This is a genomic window from Acidovorax sp. GW823-FHT01C06, from assembly GCF_058798375.1.
Map to the genome: position 1 here is coordinate 652,161 of NZ_JBXAKN010000001.1, position 14,870 is coordinate 667,030.

A 14,870-nucleotide genomic window follows, 5' to 3' on the forward strand; every position below is an offset into this window, starting at 1 on the left:
CGGGCATGAGCGAGCACACCCTCCGCATGGGCCCCTTCTCGCCGCCGCTGCAGAGCGAACGCAATGCGCTGGAGGACGAGGCGCAGGCACTGGGCTGGGCCATGGGCGAGGGCCGTGCCTCCGCCGCGCCCACCCGCCCCAACGCCGCCTTGCTGCAGGTGCAGGGCGTGAGCATCGACTACCGCACGCGCGAGCGCGTGGTGCGTGCCACGCACCGCGTGGGTTTCGACGTGTTTGCGGGCGACCGCTTCGTGCTGCTCGGTGCCTCGGGCTGCGGCAAGTCCACCTTGCTCAAGTCGATTGCCGGCTTCATCGCGCCCAGCGAGGGTCAGATCCTGCTCGGCGGCCGCGCGGTCACGCGGCCCGGCCCCGACCGGGTGGTGGTGTTCCAGGAGTTCGACCAGCTGCCGCCGTGGAAGACCGTGCGCGAGAACGTGATGTTCCCGCTGCTGGCCTCGCGCAGCGTGGGCCGCAAGGAGGCGGCCGAACGCGCGGCGCTGTACATCGACAAGGTGGGCCTGTCCAAGTTCGCCGACGTGCATCCGCACCAGCTCTCGGGCGGCATGAAGCAGCGCGTGGCCATTGCGCGCGCGCTGGCCATGCAGCCCCAGGTGCTGCTGATGGACGAGCCCTTTGCCGCGCTCGACGCCCTCACGCGCCGGCGCATGCAGGAAGAACTGCTCTCGCTGTGGGACGAGTTCCGCTTCACGCTGATCTTCGTCACGCACTCCATCGAGGAGGCGCTGGTGGTGGGCAACCGCATCGCCATCCTCTCGCCGCATCCGGGGCGGCTGCGCGCCGAGGTCAACAGCCACCAGTTCGGCCTGCACAGCCTGGGCGGCACCGAGTTCCAGGCCACGGCCCAGCGCATCCACCGCCTGCTGTTCGACGAACCCGCCGCCGGTGCCGTGCCGGGGTCGGTACAGGCCGATGCCGAAGCTCTGGCACCTGGCCGCCGTGGTGGCGTGCCGCTCATTCCCCCACAGCGGCCTGCGGGTTCGCTGCCCTTCCAGATTTCCGTATGAGTGCCTCCCTGCTGACCCCTCCCGTGCGCCCCGAGTTCGAGCGCAGCCTGGAGCCGCTGGGCGGTATCGCGCCCGTGTTGCCCCTGCCGCTGACGGCGCGCATCTGGCAGCAGGCCTTTGTGCGCAAGCTCGTGATCCTGGCGGTGCTGGCCGTGCTGTGGGAGGTGGTGGCGCGCTGGCAGGACAACGACCTGCTGCTGCCCACCTTCCTGCAGACCGCCAGGGCGCTGGTCGAAGGACTGGCGTCGGGCGAGCTGATCGGCAAGACGGCGATCTCGCTGTCGGTGCTGCTCAAGGGCTACCTCGCGGGCATCCTCGGGGCCTTCGTGCTCACCACGCTGGCCGTGTCCACCCAGTTCGGGCGCGACCTGCTGTCCACGCTGACCTCCATGTTCAACCCCTTGCCGGCCATCGCGCTGCTGCCGCTGGCGCTGCTGTGGTTCGGCCTGGGGCAGGGCAGCCTGGTCTTCGTGCTCATCCACTCGGTGCTGTGGCCGCTGGCGCTCAACACCTACGCGGGCTTCCAGTCCGTACCCGAGACCTTGCGCATGGCCGGCCGCAACTACGGCCTCACCGGCATCCGCTATGTGCTGCAGATCTTGGTGCCGGCCGCGCTGCCGTCTATCCTGTCGGGCCTGAAGATCGGCTGGGCTTTTGCCTGGCGCACGCTGATCGCGGCCGAGCTGGTGTTCGGCGCGTCGTCGGGCAAAGGCGGGCTGGGCTGGTACATCTTTCAGAACCGCAACGAGCTCTACACCGACAAGGTGTTCGGGGGCCTGGTGCTGGTGATCCTGATCGGCCTGGCGGTGGAGAGCCTGGGTTTCCACACGCTGGAACGGTTGACGGTGCGGCGCTGGGGCGTGCAGCGCTGAAGGGGTCGGCGCCAGCCCGGCGCTCGTGGCGCGGGATGCCGTGAGGGCACGCCGCATGCCCGCGCCGTGGGGGGGCGACCGGGCCTGCAGCCCTACACTGTGGGCATGATCCGCTGGCTTCTCGTCATCTTCCTGGCTCTGATGTTGCTGAGCTGGCTGTCGCCCCTGCTCAGGCGCATGGGGTTTGGCCGCCTGCCCGGCGACCTGCGCTTTCGCTGGCTGGGCCGGGACTGGGACGTGCCCTTGGCGTCGACGCTGCTCCTGAGCTTTGTGGTGAGCCTGCTCACGAAGTTGCTCTGACCCCCTGCGGCACGCGCACCGGGGCAGAATGTGCCGCCGCGCGTGGCGGCTTCAGTCGCCTGCCGCCTGGAGCGCCTGCAGGAACGACCTGCGCCACCAGTGCACGTCATGTTCGCGGATGCGGGCCATGAGCTTTTGGTGGCGAGCCTGGCGCTCGGCCAGCGGCATCTGCAGCGCCTGCTGGATGGTGTCGGCCATGCCCTGGGTGTCGTAGGGGTTCACCAGCAGCGCTTCCTTGAGCTGCTCGGCCGCTCCCGCGAAGCGGGACAGCACCAGCACCCCCGGGTCGTCCGGGTCTTGCGCCACCACGTATTCCTTGGCCACCAGGTTCATGCCGTCGCGCAGCGGCGTGACCAGGCCCACGGCGGCGGCGCGGCACAGCCCCGGCACCCGCTTGCGCGCCACCATGCGGTGGATGTAGCGCACCGGCATCCAGTCCAGCTCGCCATAGTCGCCGTTCACCGCACCGCACAGCCCCTCCAGCTCCTGGCGCAGGTCGGCATAGGCATGCACGTCGTCGCGCGAGGGCGAGGCGATCATGATCATGGTGGCGCTGTTGCGATTCTCGGGGTAGCGGTCGAGCAGCTCTCGGTAGGCGCGCACGCGGTGCGGTATGCCCTTGGAGTAGTCCAGCCGGTCGATGCCCAGCAGCAGGCGCCGGCGCGAGTACTCGTCGCGCATGTTCTCGTAGGTTTCCACCGCGTCGGGGGCCTGCGTGAGGCGCGTGAACTCGTCCACGTCGATGCCGATGGGAAAGGCCTTGACGTGCACCGTGGCGCCAAAGGCGCGCAGGCGCTGGGCATCCACCTCCTCGGCACTGCCTTCGTTGCGCACGTAGCGCGTGAAGTGCGACACGTCGGCTTCGCTCTGCAGGCCCACCAGGTCGTAGGCGAACAGCGAGCGCATCAGCCATTCGTGCTGCGGGATGGCCGCCATGATGAGCGGCGGCGGCATGGGGATGTGCAGGAAGAAGCCGATGCGCTGCCTGCAGCCCATGGCACGCAGCTCGGCGGCCAGCGGAATCAGGTGGTAGTCGTGCACCCAGATGATGTCGTCGTCGCGCAGCAGGGGCAGCAGCTTGCGCGCGAACATCTGGTTCACGCGCCGGTACCCCGCGATGTAGCGGGTGTTGAAGTCCGCCAGGTCCAGCCGGTAGTGGAACACCGGCCAGAGCACGCTGTTGCTGTAGCCGTGGTAGTACGTGTCATGGTCTTCGCGGCACAGGTCCACGGTGGCGAGCGTCACGGGGCCCGCCTGGCGGGTCTGGAGCTCGCCTTCGCCGGGCGTGCCCGCCTCCGCGATGTTGCCGCTCCAGCCAAACCACAGGCCGCCCGTGCGGTTGAGGGTGTCGCCCAGTGCCACGGCCAGACCCCCGGCTGCGGGTTTGCGGGGGTCTGCGATGCGGTTGGATACGACGACGAGGCGGCTCATCCCCCGATCATCGGCGGGGTTGGGGGGCGCCGCCTGTCGGACAGCGCCTCAAATCACGCTGTCCCAGGGCGCGGACAGGCGCACGGCGGCGTTGATCACGCCCACCATCGAATAGGTCTGCGGGAAGTTGCCCCACATCTCGCGCGTTTCGGGGTGCGTGTCTTCGGACAGCAGGCCCAGCGGGTTGCGCGCGGCCAGCATGGTCTCGAAGATGGCGCGGGCCTCGGCCTTGCGGCCGATGCGCGCCAGCGCGTCGATGCGCCAGAAGGTGCAGATGTTGAAGGCGGTCTCGGGCTTGCCGAAATCGTCGGCCGCCTCGTAGCGGCGCATGTAGGGGCCGTCGCACAGGCTCTTTTCCATGGCCTCCACGGTGCTCACGAAGCGCGGGTCCCTGGGGTCGATGAGGCCGACCTCGGCCATCAGCAGCACGCTGGCATCGAGTTCATGGCCGCCAAAACTTTCGGCGAACGCCTGGCGCGCTTCGCACCAGGATTTGTCGAGGATCTCGGCGCGCATGCGGTCCGCATGCTGCTGCCAGTGGCTGGCGCGGTCTGCCAGTTGCAGGGTGGCGGCGATCTTGGCCAGCCGGTCGCAGGCCGCCCAGCTCATCAGCGCGGACGAGGTGTGCACCCGGGCGCGCGTGCGCAGCTCCCACATGCCCGCATCGGGCTGGCCATAGACGCGCACCGCGTTCTCGCCCACCTGCTCCAGCCGCGTGAATTCGGCCAGGCCCGCGCGGTGCAGCAGGCGGTGGTCGTGGAAGGCCTGGGCCGCGCCCAGCACGATGTTGCCGTACACGTCATGCTGAAAATGCTCGGCCGCCTGGTTGCCCACGCGCACGGGGCCCATGCCCCGGTAGCCCGCCAGCTGGGGCACGAGGCTTTCGGGCAGGTCGTGCTCCAGGCCAATGCCGTACAGCGGCTGGATGTGGCCGTCGCCGCCTTCCACCACCACGTTGCTGAGCCAGCGCAGGTAGTCCTCCATGGTGCCGACCTCGGAGATGCTGTTGAGCGCGCGCACCACGAAGAACGCGTCGCGCAGCCAGCAGAAGCGGTAGTCCCAGTTGCGCCCGCTGTGGGCGGATTCGGGGATGCTGGTGGTCATGGCCGCCACGATGGCGCCCGTGTCCTCGTACAGCGAGAGCTTGAGCGTGATGGCCGCGCGGATCACCGCGTCCTGCCACTCCAGCGGCACGGCCAGGGCGCGGGTCCAGTTGCGCCAGTACGAGGTGGTTTCCTGCTCGAACAGGCGGGCGGTGTCGGCGATGCCCTCCACCAGCGTCTCGTCGGCTCCCAGCAGGAAGTTGTGCTCGCGCGTGAGCACGAAGGCCTGGCCCGACAGCACGTGCGAGACCGGCGCATCGGTGGACAGGCGCAGCGTCATGCCCTCGCCTACATAGCGGATGTGGTTGCTGCCGCGCGTGATCCGGGGTTCCGTCTGCCCCCAGTCGTAGCGCACCTTGAGCGCCACGCGGATGCGCGGCGCGCCCTGGATGGGGCGCACCCGGCGTACCAGCGTCATGGGCCGGAAGTAGCGCGAGCGGCTGTAGAAGCGCGGTGCGAAGTCGGTGATCTCGATGCCGTGGCCGGCCTTGTCGAACAGCTGCGTGCGCAGGATCGCGGTGTTGGGCTCGTACCACTGGTGGGCCGAGGCCAGGTCTTCCAGTTCGACGGCGAAGTGGCCGCCCTCATCGCCGGGCTGCAGCAGGGCGTTGAAGACCGGGTCGCCGTCGAACCGGGGCAGGCAGCACCACACCATGCGGGCGTGGTCGTCGATCAGCGCGCTGATGGCGCAGTTGCCAATCATGCCCAGGTTCAAGGACCCGGGCTGGGGTTCGGTGGCTGGCGTGTTCATCGTTCGCGCTCCCAGGTGGTGCGTGCAGAAGACAGCCAGCCGCGCAGCGCGGCGGATGTCATGCAGCGGTGTTGTGCCATGGTCGGCCCCTCGCCGACCTTGATGCCCCATCCCCCCAGCGCCTGCACGGCGGCAAAGCCGGCCTCGTCGGTGACGTCGTCGCCCACGAAGACCGGCGTGCGGCCCGCGAACGGCGGCTGGGTCATGAAGTCGACGATGGCCTGGCCCTTGTGGACGCCACGGGGCTTGACTTCAAAGACACATTTGCCGCGCAGCAGTTCCACGCCGTCCACGTGCTGCATCGCGCGCACCAGGGTGTCGTGGCACAACGCTTCCAGCGGGGGGGCCAGGCGGTAGTGCAGGGCCACGCTGGCGCGCTTGGCCTCCACCAGCAGGCCGGGGTGCCGCGCCGCGAGGTTCCGCGCAGCCTGCAGGACGGGCGCCAGGTCCGGCGGCTCGATGGCGGGGTGGGAGGTGTCGCCCAGGCGGTATTGCGCCCCGTGTTCGCTGGCCAGCGGCAGGCGCAGCGGCGCGAGGAATCCATCGATGTCGGACTCGGGCCGCCCGGTCACGATGGCCAGCGCCCCCCCCAGATGGGCATGCAGGGACGCCAGTGTGGGAACCAGGCCGGAGGCTACGCGCACCGCCTCGGGGCGCGGTGCCAACTCGGTCAGCGTGCCGTCGAAATCGAGAAAAAGCGCATGGGCAGTTGTCAGTAACGGGAGCAGCTGCATGGGGCACGACCTTAGCAGATGGCGCTAAACCGCCTCCCGTGGAAGGGGGCTTTGGCCGTGGTAATCGTGCGTAACTTCCTGCCACTGGCCGTGCGCGGGTTTGCGCCGGGCGAAGAGTTGCCGGCCGCGGCTTGAAATGCCGCGCCTTGGCCGCACTGTGCAAAAGGAACCGATCCGCTTACCCCTCCACCCACCACGTCCACCGCATGACCGACGCCCTGCACATCGTCTGCCCGCACTGCCACACCACCAACCGCGTGCAAGGCGCCGACCTGGCCAGCGCGCCCGACTGCGGCAAATGCCACCAGCCCCTGTTCGCGGGCGCGCCGCTTGCGCTCGACGCCGACACTTTTGATCGCCATGTGGGCCGAAGCCACATCCCGGTGCTGGTCGATTTCTGGGCGCCGTGGTGCGGGCCATGCCGGCAAATGGCCCCGGCGTTCGCGCAGGCCGCCAGCGAGCTGGAGCCGCGCGTGCGCTTGGCCAAGCTCGACACCGAAGAGCACCAGGCCATCGCGGCGCGCTATGCGATCCGCAGCATTCCGACCATGATCCTCTTCCAGCAGGGGCGCGAGGTGGCGCGCATCTCGGGGGCACTTGGCGCGGCGGACATCGTGCGCTGGGTGCGGACGGCGGCGGGCTAAAAAAAAGCCCACGCGTCAGCGAATTCCGAGCGCCCGGTCGAGCGACATCTTGCCCGCGCCGCGCCCCGCCAGGTACAGCAGCAACCCCGCCCACGACAGGTGCGTGGGCCAGGCATCGGGGTAGACAAACACCTGGATGACCAGCGTCATGCCGAGCAAGGCCAGTGCGGACAGGCGCGTGCACAGGCCCAGCACCAGAAGGACAGGGAACACATGTTCGGCCACGGTGGCCATCTGCGCAGCCAGCTCCGGCGCGATCAGGGGCAGCCGGTACTCCTCGCGGAAGAGCGCATGGGCGCTGTCGGAGAGGGTGAACCAGCCCTCGACCTTGGTGCGCGCCGACCGCCAGAAGATGCCCGCCACCGCCACCCGGTTGACCAGGGCCAGCAGGCCGTGCGGGGTGAGGCGGGCGGCGGCATCGGCCAGCCGTGCCAGCAGCACGCGGGGGCCTTTGGCGGGGGCGGTGGGGAGGTGGGTGGTTGTTGCCATGGGGGCTCCTCAGCCTGTGTGTGAAGGGGGCTGGACCAGGGCGCCCGCGTCCAGCAGGGCGCCCATCAGCGCGGCAAGATCGGTGGCGGGGTCGGTGGCCAGTGCGCGGGTGGCGGCAGCCTCCAGGGGCAGGCCCCCGGCACAGGCGTCCAGCAGGGCCATCCCCGCACGCGATAGGGGGCGCCATGCCACTTCGGCCCGGGGCCGGGTGAGCAGGCCGCCATCACCCACCCAGGCCAGGTGCGTGGGGATGTCCAGGCCATCGCGGTGCCTTTGCCACAGGGCGTAGGCGGGGTGTTCGTCGCACCAGGGCCAGCGCGCTGCGGGGTGCGGCCGCAGCCGCATGCCGGGCAGCGCACCGGGCGCTTGCCGGGCCCACCAGCCACGGTCCACGGCGGTGGCATCCGCCGCCAGGTGGCATTCGGTCCAGCAGCGGTCCAGGCGCGCCACCGCGGGCAGGTAGGGCAGCCCGGCGGCCGGTTCAAACCCGGCCAGAAAACCGCCAAACCCCGCGCCGTAGTCCATCAGCAGCCCGTCACGGGGCGGCCGCGCACGGGCATACACCCCCGCTGCCGCGCGGAACCAGTCTTCGCCCACCAGCTGGCACACCGTGGGGTAGCTGGCCTGCAGGGCGTCGATGCAGCCCTTGAGCACGGTGTTGCGGTACACGGCAAAGCCGGGCTGGGCCTCCAGGGCCGCTGACCACGCGGTGGTCGGGGCACGGCCGGTGCCGAGCACGGCGGCCGAGAAACCGTCCTGAAATTCGGTCAGCTGCATGCGGCCGCCCCGGCGTGCGCGGCCATGAGTGCGTGGTGGGCCTGGTCGCGCTCGCCCAGCAGTTCACTGAAGCCGGGCAGGTTGCCATCGCGCTCGATGAGGGTAGGGATGGGACCTGTGCGCTCGATCACGCGTTGGTACAGCGCCCACACGGCGGGGGCCACCGGGGCGTCGTGGCTGTCGATGAGCAAGGCGTTGCCATGCACCGGGTCGGCGTGGTGGCCCGCCAGGTGAATCTCGGCCACGGCGTGCAGAGGGAATGCGTCGAGGTAGGCCTGCGCGCGCCAGCCCAGGTTGTTCGCGCTGACATGGACGTTGTTCACGTCCAGCAGCAGGCCGCAGCCGGTGCGGCGCACCAGCTCGGCCAGGAATTCGGTTTCGGCCCAATCGTGGCCGTCGATGTGCAGGTAGTGCGTGGGATTCTCGATGGCGATGGGCCGCTGCAGCACGTCCTGCGTGCGGGCGATGTTGCCAGCGATGCGGTGCAGCGCCGCGTGCGTGCGGGGAAACGGCAGCAGGTCGGGCAGGTACTGCCCGCGCCAGCGGGACCACGCCAGGTGTTCGGACACCAGGACGGGTTCCACGCGCCGCGCCAGTGCGGCCAGGCGGGCCAGGTACGCTGTGTCGGGCGGTTCATCGGCAGCGAGCGACAGGGACACGCCATGCAGCGCCACGGGGTGGCGCGCGCGGATGGCTTCCAGCCAGGCCAGGCGCGGGCCGCCGTCGGCCAGGTAGTTCTCGGGGTGCACCTCCCACCACAGGCCGGGGGCGGTGCACCGCAGCGCCTCGTCGTAGTGCGGGGGCTTGAGGCCCAGGCCAGCGGTGGGAAGCGCCATGGCCTCAGGCCTTGGCGGGTGTCAGCGAACCCATGCCCTTGGGCGTCCTGATCGATGCGCAGGTGCCCGCGGGCACGAACTTCCAGGCGTTGCCCTGGTAGTCCATCTTCGAGGTGCCGGCGCAGGTGGTGCCGGGGCCGGCGGCGCAATCGTTCTTTCCGGCCATCGAGACGCCGTAGCACTTCTCCATGGCGGGCTTGGCGCCGTCCATCGGGGCGGTCTGGGCGATGGCGGCGCCAGAGGCCAGGGCGGCAAGGGCCAGGGCGCCGAGGCTGAGGGTGCGTGTGGTCATGGTGGGATCTCCAAGGGTTGAGGGTTGCATCCGACCGGGGCGCTGCACGAAGGTGGATTCCAGCTGCCCGATCTGCGTTGTAATTCGCGCAGTGCGGCGGGCCGGTTACGGTGCTGCGCAAAAAAATGCGGTGGCAGTGCAAGAAAATTTTTTGCGGTGCCTGTAACCCGTTGGCCCCGGCATACGAATTGCCTGCAGGGAGACGCCATGGAGATTGTGGAAGAGCGCCTGCGCGGTTTGCTGCTGCAGGGGCTGGATGCCGATGCAGCCGCTTACCAGCGCTTTCTGAAGGAGCTGAGCGCGCACCTGCGCGCCTTCCTGCGCCGCCGCCTGGCGCAGCGGCCCGATGAGGTGGAGGACCTGGTGCAGGAAACATTGCTGGCGGTGCACAACCAGCGCCACACCTACCGGCCCGAGATGCCGGTGACGGCCTGGGCGCATGCGATTGCGCGCTACAAGCTCATCGACTGGCTGCGTTCGCACGCCGTGAAGGAAGGGCGCAACGACCCGCTGGACGATGCCAGCGAGCTGTTTGCCAGCAGCGACAGCGAGGCCGCCGAAGCCCGGCGCGACCTGGGGCAGCTGCTGCGCACCTTGCCGGACAAGCAGCGCCTGCCGATCGAGTACGTGAAGCTGGAAGGTCTGTCGGTGATCGAGACGGCGCGCCTCACGGGGCTGTCGGAGTCGGCCGTCAAGGTCGGCGTGCACCGGGGGCTCAAGGCCCTGGCCGCCAGGATGAGGGATATGACTCACGCAAAACAGGGCTTGCGCAAATCGCCCGCCACGGCCGACGGGTCGTTGGCGCGTCCTGATTTGCGCAAGTCCCAGGAGGAATGGCATGAAAACCGATGAATTGATCCACCTGCTGGCCGCTGATGGCGGACCGGTGCGGACCACCGCGATAGAGCAACGGTTTGCCGTGGCCGCCGCCGTGGGCATTGCCGGTGCCGGGGTGCTGATACTGGGCCTGTTCGGCCTGCGCCCGGACCTGCCGGCGACCCTGGCGCAGCCCATGTTCTGGGGCAAGCTGGTGTTTGCCGCTGCACTGGCCGCCGCCGGGCTGGCGCTGTTGCGCCGCATGGCCCGGCCGGGCATGGCGGTGCGGCCTGCGGCGCTGCTGCTGGCGGTGCCGCCGCTGCTGCTGTGGGCCCTGGCCCTGCTGGCCCTGTCACAGGTGACGGCGGCGGAGCGGGTGCCGCTCATCCTGGGCAGCACCTGGCGCACCTGTCCGTTCAATATCGCCGCGCTGTCGGTGCCTGCGCTGGCCGCGGGCTTCTGGGCCCTCAGGGGTGCCGCACCCACGCGCCTGGCCTGGACGGGCGCGGGTGCCGGCCTGCTCGCGGGCGCGCTGGGCGCGCTGGTGTATGCCCTGCATTGCCCCGAGATGGCCGCGCCGTTCCTGGCGGTCTGGTACCTGGCGGGCATGGCCATCCCGACGGCGCTGGGGGCCGTGCTGGGGCCGCGCCTGCTGCGCTGGTAGCCGCTATCGGCGCAGGCCCGGCGGCGGGCCGCCGCTCAGGCCGCCACCCGCCTGTTGTAGGCGCGAAAGACCGTGTCCAGCGTCCACCCCAGCGATTCATACAGCGCCTGCGCGGCGGTGTTGGTGTGCGCCGTGGTCAGGTCCATGCGCACCTTGCCGTGGGCGCGGGCCGTGGCCTCGGCGGCCACCAGCAGGCTGCGCCCGGCGCCCGCCTTGCGCGCCGTGGGGGCCACGAACAGGTCGTACAGCGTGTAGATGGGCGCCGCCTCCACCGAGCAGAACGTGGGGTACAGCTGGCAAAAGCCCACTGCCGCCCGGGACGCGTCCTGCGCCAGCAGGATCACCGACTCTGCGCGCTCCAGCCGCTCCGCAATGAATGCCCGTGCTCCGGCGAGGTCCGGCGCCTGCTCGTAGAACTGCCGGTAGGCATCAAACAGCGGGGCGATGGTGTCGGTATCGGCCGGGGTGGCCAGGCGGATGTGCACAGTGGTCATGGAGGCGTGGAGAGGGCCGCGGGGCGCGAAAATGCGCCCCCGGGGCTGGCAAGAGGCGCACCCCGGAGGGGGTGCGAGCGGACGCGGATTGTAGGCAGGGTTCTGCCCGCGCTGTGGCGGCGTTTTGCGCGGGGTCAGTCAGCCTCGCTGCGGGGGTGTTGCCACCGCGCCACCGCCGCCACCCGCGCCTGGTGGATCAGCGTGCCCACCTGCGGGCCGCTCAGGCCCTTGGCCGCCGCCTGCGCGGCAATGTCGCGCGTGGCCACCGACTGCACGGCACCCAGCACGGCCAGGAGCCGGGGGCGTTGCGGGTAGGCCGATTCCTCGAACCCCAGGCGCCCGCGCGCATCGCATTCGCAGGCCAGCAGGATGTCGGCAAAGCGCGCAGGCTTGCGAATGGCGTCGCAGCGCTCCAGCAACCGCACCAGGGCGGCGGCCGACAGCTCGTTGCTGCGGTGGATGTGGCCGTGCTCGCGGGCCACTACCTCGGCCGTCTCGCGGCAGTCCACGGGCACGCGCAGACGCTCGGCCACGTCCTTGAGCAGCGCGGCGCTGCGCTCCTCGTGCCCGATGTGGCGCGGCAGCACGTCGGCGGGCGTGGTGCCCTTGCCCAGGTCGTGCGCCAGGCAGGCAAAGCGCACCGTCAACGGGGATTGCAGGCGGGCGGCCATGTCCAGCACCATCATCAGGTGCACGCCCGTGTCCACCTCGGGGTGGTACTCCGCCCGCTGGGGCACGCCCCACAGGCGCGCCACTTCGGGCAGCAGCACCTGCAGCGCGCCGCACTCGCGCAGCACCTCGAACATGCGCGACGGCTTTTCTTCCATCAGCCCGCGCGCCAGCTCCTGCCACACGCGCTCGGCCACCAGGTGGTCCGCCTCGCCATGCTGCACCATCTCGCGCATCAGCTGCATCGTCTCGGGCGCCACCGTGAAGTCGGTGAACCGCGCCGCAAACCGCGCCACGCGCAGGATGCGCACCGGGTCTTCGCGAAAGGCATCCGTCACGTGGCGCAGCACCCGCGCCGCGATGTCTCTGGCTCCCAGATAGGGATCAAATAGGCCTGTGGCGCTTGTCCCATCGGCGCTGCTAGCTATCGCATTGATAGTAAGGTCGCGGCGCGACAGGTCTTCTTCCAGTGTCACGTCGGGCGAGCTTTGCACCACAAAACCCCGGTAGCCCCGCCCGCTCTTGCGTTCGGTACGGGCCAGCGCGTACTCCTCGCGCGTCTCGGGGTGCAGGAACACGGGGAAGTCGCGCCCCACGGGCAGATAGCCCAGCTTCAGCATCTGCTCGGGCGTGGCGCCCACCACCACCCAGTCGTGGTCGTTCACGGGCCGGCCCAGCAGCTTGTCGCGGACGGCGCCGCCCACCATGTAGATTTGCATCGGTGTAGTTTAGGCCGGGCCCCCGGCCGTATATTCCAGCCCACCATGCCCCTATCGTCCGACCTCACCATCGCCCAGCTCAACCCCGACGGCAGCGTGCCCGTGCCCACGGCGCCCGACGCGGCCGCCAACGCGGCCGCCGAGGCCCTGCAGCGCGAGGCGCAGCTCGAAGCCCTGAAAGCCAAGGTGGACGATCTGCAGGAGATCCTGGCCAAGCCGCTGAACGAAATCCTGGCCGACCGCGACAAGTTCAAGGAAGCGATGGCCGCGTGGGATGCCTTTGGCGCGATGTGGATGCTGTCGCAGCGCGCCATGAAGCGCGTGGCGCTGGACCTGGCCGCGCAGCAGGGGGTGAGCGACGAAGAGGTGGTGGCGCGTGCGCTGGCCTATGCCAACCAGGTGCTCAACGCGCAAGAGGAGGACCTGGGCGGCACCGTCGCCCAGGCGCAGTTGGCGCACATCGCGCGGCACAAGCCGTTTTTGCGCAAGCAGTTCCGGTAGCGGGGGCGGGCTGCCCGCGCCCGTTCAGCTGAACACCGGCCTGAAAAAACTCCGCTCGTAGCTCACGATGCAGCCCGTCTCCTCGGCGTAGCGGAACGCCGCCTGGCAGTCCGCGTCCTGCATCGACTGCTGGCGGTACACCTCGTACGCCGCAAGGCTGTCAAAGGTGAACAATGCCAGCGCGATGTTGTTCGCGCCCTCGCTGGGCATGAAATAACCGTGGTGTTTACCGCCGAACTTCTCGACCAGCGGGATCCACAGTTTTCCGTAGTGCTCGAACTCTTTGAGCTTGCTGGTGTTGAGCACGTAGCGCAGGTAGATGGTGACGGCCATGGTGCTGCTCAGCCTTGCGTGTGGCGCAGGCGGTAGGGCTCTTCGAAGTCCAGGAAGTCCTTCTCGGCCAGGGCCTCGTCGATCCAGGCCTTCACGCCGGGCAGGGCGCGCACGCGCTGCACGTAGTCGGCGATGTGGGGTGGCACGGGCAGGGCGTAGGTGTGCAGGCGCATGCACACGGGGGCGAAGTAGGCGTCGGCCACGGTGAATTGGCCGAACAGCATGGGGCCGCCGTGTTCCTGCAGCAGCGCGCTCCACATGTCCACCAGGCGCTGCACATCGGCGCGCACGCCGGCCTGGTCGCGCCAGATCAAGGCGCCGGTGTCGGCCAGGTTCGCCTCGATGTTCATGGGGCAGTGGCTGCGCAGGGCGGTGAAGCCGCTGTGCATCTCGGCGCAGATGCTGCGGGCGCGTGCACGGGCCTTGGCATCGGCGGGCCAGAGCTTTTGGGCGGGGTGGGTTTCGGCCACGTATTCGGCAATCGCCAGGGTGTCCCACACCACCAGGTCGCCGTCGACCAGCACGGGCACCTTGCCCGTGGGGTTCACGGCGCCGATGGCGCGCTTGAATTCTGAATTGGCTTCGAAGCTGTCGAAGCGCACGCGCACTTCCTCGAACACGATGCCCGCCTGCTTGAGCAGCACCCAGGGGCGCATGGACCAGGACGAGTAGTTCTTGTTGCCGATATAGAGCTTGAGCATGGGGCACCTGCCGATGGAAATCAGAGAAAAGAAAGCCAGCCCGCCATGCTAGCGGCAGTGGCGCGCGCCAGCGATGCGAAAACACGGCCCCAATGATGCGCGGCACGCATCACGGGCCGTGCGGGCCCTGTTGGCGGCTCAGACCGGCCAGACCACGCCGTTGTCGTTCAGGATGGCATCGAGCGGCAGGTCGAACGCTTCGGGCTCGAAGTCGTCCAGGTAGCCATGGGTGAAGCCCAGGCCCACGGTGAACGGCTTGGGCTGCAGCGTGGCCAGGGTGCGGTCGTAAAAGCCGCCGCCATAGCCCAGCCGGTAGCCGCCCGGCGCGTAGCCCACGCAGGGCACGAAGAGCAGGGTGGGCACGATGACCTCGGTGTCCTTGGGCTTGGGGATGCCGTAGGCGTCTTCCTCCATGGGGCAGCCGGGGTACCAGGCGTGGAAGGTGAGGGTCTTGTGCAGCTTGTTCACCACCGGCAGGCCGATGCGGCGCAGTTGGGGTTCATCGAGCAGCTCGCCGTCTTCCTTCCAGCGGTGCAGGGCGGGCAGGGGGTCGAATTCGCCCTTGATGGGCCAGTAGGCGCCGATCACGGTGTCGGGCCGGTTGACCAGCCAGATGCGCATCACCTGCTGTAACAGGTCGGCCCGCTGTAGGCGGTCGGGCAGGTTGAGGCGTTCTTCTATCAACGCGCGCCGAAGGGCTGCTTTGTCCATCAGATAAT

At 69.5% G+C, this 14,870-nt stretch carries 19 protein-coding genes; 7 read left to right on the plus strand and 12 right to left on the minus strand.

Annotation, left to right across the window (positions count from 1 at the left end):
- Window positions 1-5: 5 nt before the first annotated feature.
- The 3 genes from AC1RCS_RS02970 to AC1RCS_RS02980 all read left to right on the plus strand — a co-directional run bounded on the left by AC1RCS_RS02970 (window position 6) and on the right by AC1RCS_RS02980 (window position 2,197).
- Complete coding sequence (locus tag AC1RCS_RS02970) at window positions 6-1,025, plus strand: ABC transporter ATP-binding protein (protein WP_492246347.1); 1,020 nt, start codon at window positions 6-8, stop codon at window positions 1,023-1,025.
- Window positions 1,022-1,897, plus strand: a complete 876-nt coding sequence (locus AC1RCS_RS02975) for an ABC transporter permease (protein ID WP_218340546.1) — start codon at window positions 1,022-1,024, stop codon at window positions 1,895-1,897. The genes AC1RCS_RS02970 and AC1RCS_RS02975 overlap by 4 nt, the downstream gene beginning before the upstream one ends.
- A 105-nt stretch (window positions 1,898-2,002) precedes the next feature.
- On the plus strand, window positions 2,003-2,197 hold the full coding sequence (locus tag AC1RCS_RS02980) for a DUF2905 domain-containing protein (RefSeq protein WP_056164478.1): 195 nt from the start codon (window positions 2,003-2,005) through the stop codon (window positions 2,195-2,197).
- Window positions 2,198-2,248: 51 nt separating this feature from the next.
- On the opposite strand, the gene otsA is transcribed toward AC1RCS_RS02980, so the two are convergent.
- Genes otsA through otsB form a run of 3 tightly spaced genes read right to left on the minus strand, consistent with a single transcriptional unit; the run spans window position 2,249 to window position 6,216 of the window.
- Window positions 2,249-3,628 (minus strand): alpha,alpha-trehalose-phosphate synthase (UDP-forming), encoded by a 1,380-nt coding sequence (otsA, locus tag AC1RCS_RS02985; RefSeq protein WP_218293127.1) that lies wholly within the window; start codon window positions 3,626-3,628, stop codon window positions 2,249-2,251.
- Window positions 3,629-3,676: 48 nt separating this feature from the next.
- On the minus strand, window positions 3,677-5,482 hold the full coding sequence (locus tag AC1RCS_RS02990; protein WP_492246348.1) for a glycoside hydrolase family 15 protein: 1,806 nt from the start codon (window positions 5,480-5,482) through the stop codon (window positions 3,677-3,679).
- Entirely contained in the window at window positions 5,479-6,216 is a 738-nt protein-coding gene (gene otsB, locus AC1RCS_RS02995; protein ID WP_369641323.1) for a trehalose-phosphatase, read from the minus strand. The genes AC1RCS_RS02990 and otsB overlap by 4 nt, the downstream gene beginning before the upstream one ends.
- 206 nt (window positions 6,217-6,422) lie before the next feature.
- On the opposite strand from otsB, the gene trxC reads away from it, so the two are divergent.
- Window positions 6,423-6,860, plus strand: coding sequence for a thioredoxin TrxC (trxC, locus tag AC1RCS_RS03000; RefSeq protein ID WP_492246349.1), 438 nt, complete (start codon window positions 6,423-6,425; stop codon window positions 6,858-6,860).
- A 15-nt stretch (window positions 6,861-6,875) separates the two neighbouring features.
- Here the strand turns inward: trxC and AC1RCS_RS03005 are convergent, their stop codons facing one another.
- Genes AC1RCS_RS03005 through AC1RCS_RS03020 form a run of 4 tightly spaced genes read right to left on the minus strand, consistent with a single transcriptional unit; the run spans window position 6,876 to window position 9,254 of the window.
- On the minus strand, window positions 6,876-7,349 hold the full coding sequence (locus AC1RCS_RS03005) for a DoxX family protein (protein WP_492246350.1): 474 nt from the start codon (window positions 7,347-7,349) through the stop codon (window positions 6,876-6,878).
- Between the two features lie 9 nt (window positions 7,350-7,358).
- The gene (locus AC1RCS_RS03010; RefSeq protein WP_492246351.1) at window positions 7,359-8,126 is read right to left on the minus strand and encodes an HvfC/BufC family peptide modification chaperone; all 768 of its coding nucleotides are present in this window, start codon (window positions 8,124-8,126) and stop codon (window positions 7,359-7,361) included.
- A complete protein-coding gene (bufB, locus tag AC1RCS_RS03015) occupies window positions 8,117-8,962 on the minus strand; it encodes an MNIO family bufferin maturase (RefSeq protein WP_492246352.1) in 846 nt (281 codons plus the stop codon). The genes AC1RCS_RS03010 and bufB overlap by 10 nt, the downstream gene beginning before the upstream one ends.
- 4 nt (window positions 8,963-8,966) lie before the next feature.
- Window positions 8,967-9,254 (minus strand): BufA1 family periplasmic bufferin-type metallophore, encoded by a 288-nt coding sequence (locus tag AC1RCS_RS03020; protein WP_492246353.1) that lies wholly within the window; start codon window positions 9,252-9,254, stop codon window positions 8,967-8,969.
- Between the two features lie 207 nt (window positions 9,255-9,461).
- Between AC1RCS_RS03020 and AC1RCS_RS03025 the strand changes: the two genes are divergently transcribed.
- Together AC1RCS_RS03025 and AC1RCS_RS03030 are read left to right on the plus strand one after the other, a co-directional pair.
- Window positions 9,462-10,106 (plus strand): sigma-70 family RNA polymerase sigma factor, encoded by a 645-nt coding sequence (locus AC1RCS_RS03025; protein ID WP_218293135.1) that lies wholly within the window; start codon window positions 9,462-9,464, stop codon window positions 10,104-10,106.
- Window positions 10,093-10,734 carry an NrsF family protein gene (locus AC1RCS_RS03030; protein WP_492246354.1) on the plus strand — a complete coding sequence of 214 codons (642 nt, stop codon included), beginning with the start codon at window positions 10,093-10,095 and terminating at the stop codon, window positions 10,732-10,734. Before AC1RCS_RS03025 ends, AC1RCS_RS03030 begins: the two co-directional genes overlap by 14 nt.
- Before the next feature lie 35 nt (window positions 10,735-10,769).
- Here AC1RCS_RS03030 and AC1RCS_RS03035 read toward each other — a convergent pair whose 3' ends face one another.
- Together AC1RCS_RS03035 and AC1RCS_RS03040 are read right to left on the minus strand one after the other, a co-directional pair.
- Complete coding sequence (locus AC1RCS_RS03035) at window positions 10,770-11,228, minus strand: GNAT family N-acetyltransferase (RefSeq protein WP_218293137.1); 459 nt, start codon at window positions 11,226-11,228, stop codon at window positions 10,770-10,772.
- A gap of 134 nt (window positions 11,229-11,362) precedes the next feature.
- Window positions 11,363-12,616: a multifunctional CCA addition/repair protein gene (locus AC1RCS_RS03040; protein WP_218293138.1), complete on the minus strand. Its 1,254-nt coding sequence runs from the start codon at window positions 12,614-12,616 to the stop codon at window positions 11,363-11,365.
- A 45-nt stretch (window positions 12,617-12,661) separates the two neighbouring features.
- Here AC1RCS_RS03040 and AC1RCS_RS03045 point away from each other — a divergent pair, with 45 nt between their 5' ends.
- Window positions 12,662-13,117, plus strand: a complete 456-nt coding sequence (locus tag AC1RCS_RS03045; protein WP_492246355.1) for a hypothetical protein — start codon at window positions 12,662-12,664, stop codon at window positions 13,115-13,117.
- A gap of 24 nt (window positions 13,118-13,141) precedes the next feature.
- Here the strand turns inward: AC1RCS_RS03045 and AC1RCS_RS03050 are convergent, their stop codons facing one another.
- The 3 genes from AC1RCS_RS03050 to AC1RCS_RS03060 form a co-directional block, all read right to left on the minus strand.
- Window positions 13,142-13,450, minus strand: a complete 309-nt coding sequence (locus AC1RCS_RS03050; protein WP_492246356.1) for an NIPSNAP family protein — start codon at window positions 13,448-13,450, stop codon at window positions 13,142-13,144.
- 8 nt (window positions 13,451-13,458) lie between these two features.
- Entirely contained in the window at window positions 13,459-14,151 is a 693-nt protein-coding gene (locus tag AC1RCS_RS03055) for a glutathione S-transferase family protein (RefSeq protein ID WP_492246357.1), read from the minus strand.
- A gap of 138 nt (window positions 14,152-14,289) precedes the next feature.
- The gene (locus AC1RCS_RS03060; protein ID WP_218293142.1) at window positions 14,290-14,862 is read right to left on the minus strand and encodes a 5-formyltetrahydrofolate cyclo-ligase; all 573 of its coding nucleotides are present in this window, start codon (window positions 14,860-14,862) and stop codon (window positions 14,290-14,292) included.
- Between the last annotated feature and the right edge of the window lie 8 nt (window positions 14,863-14,870).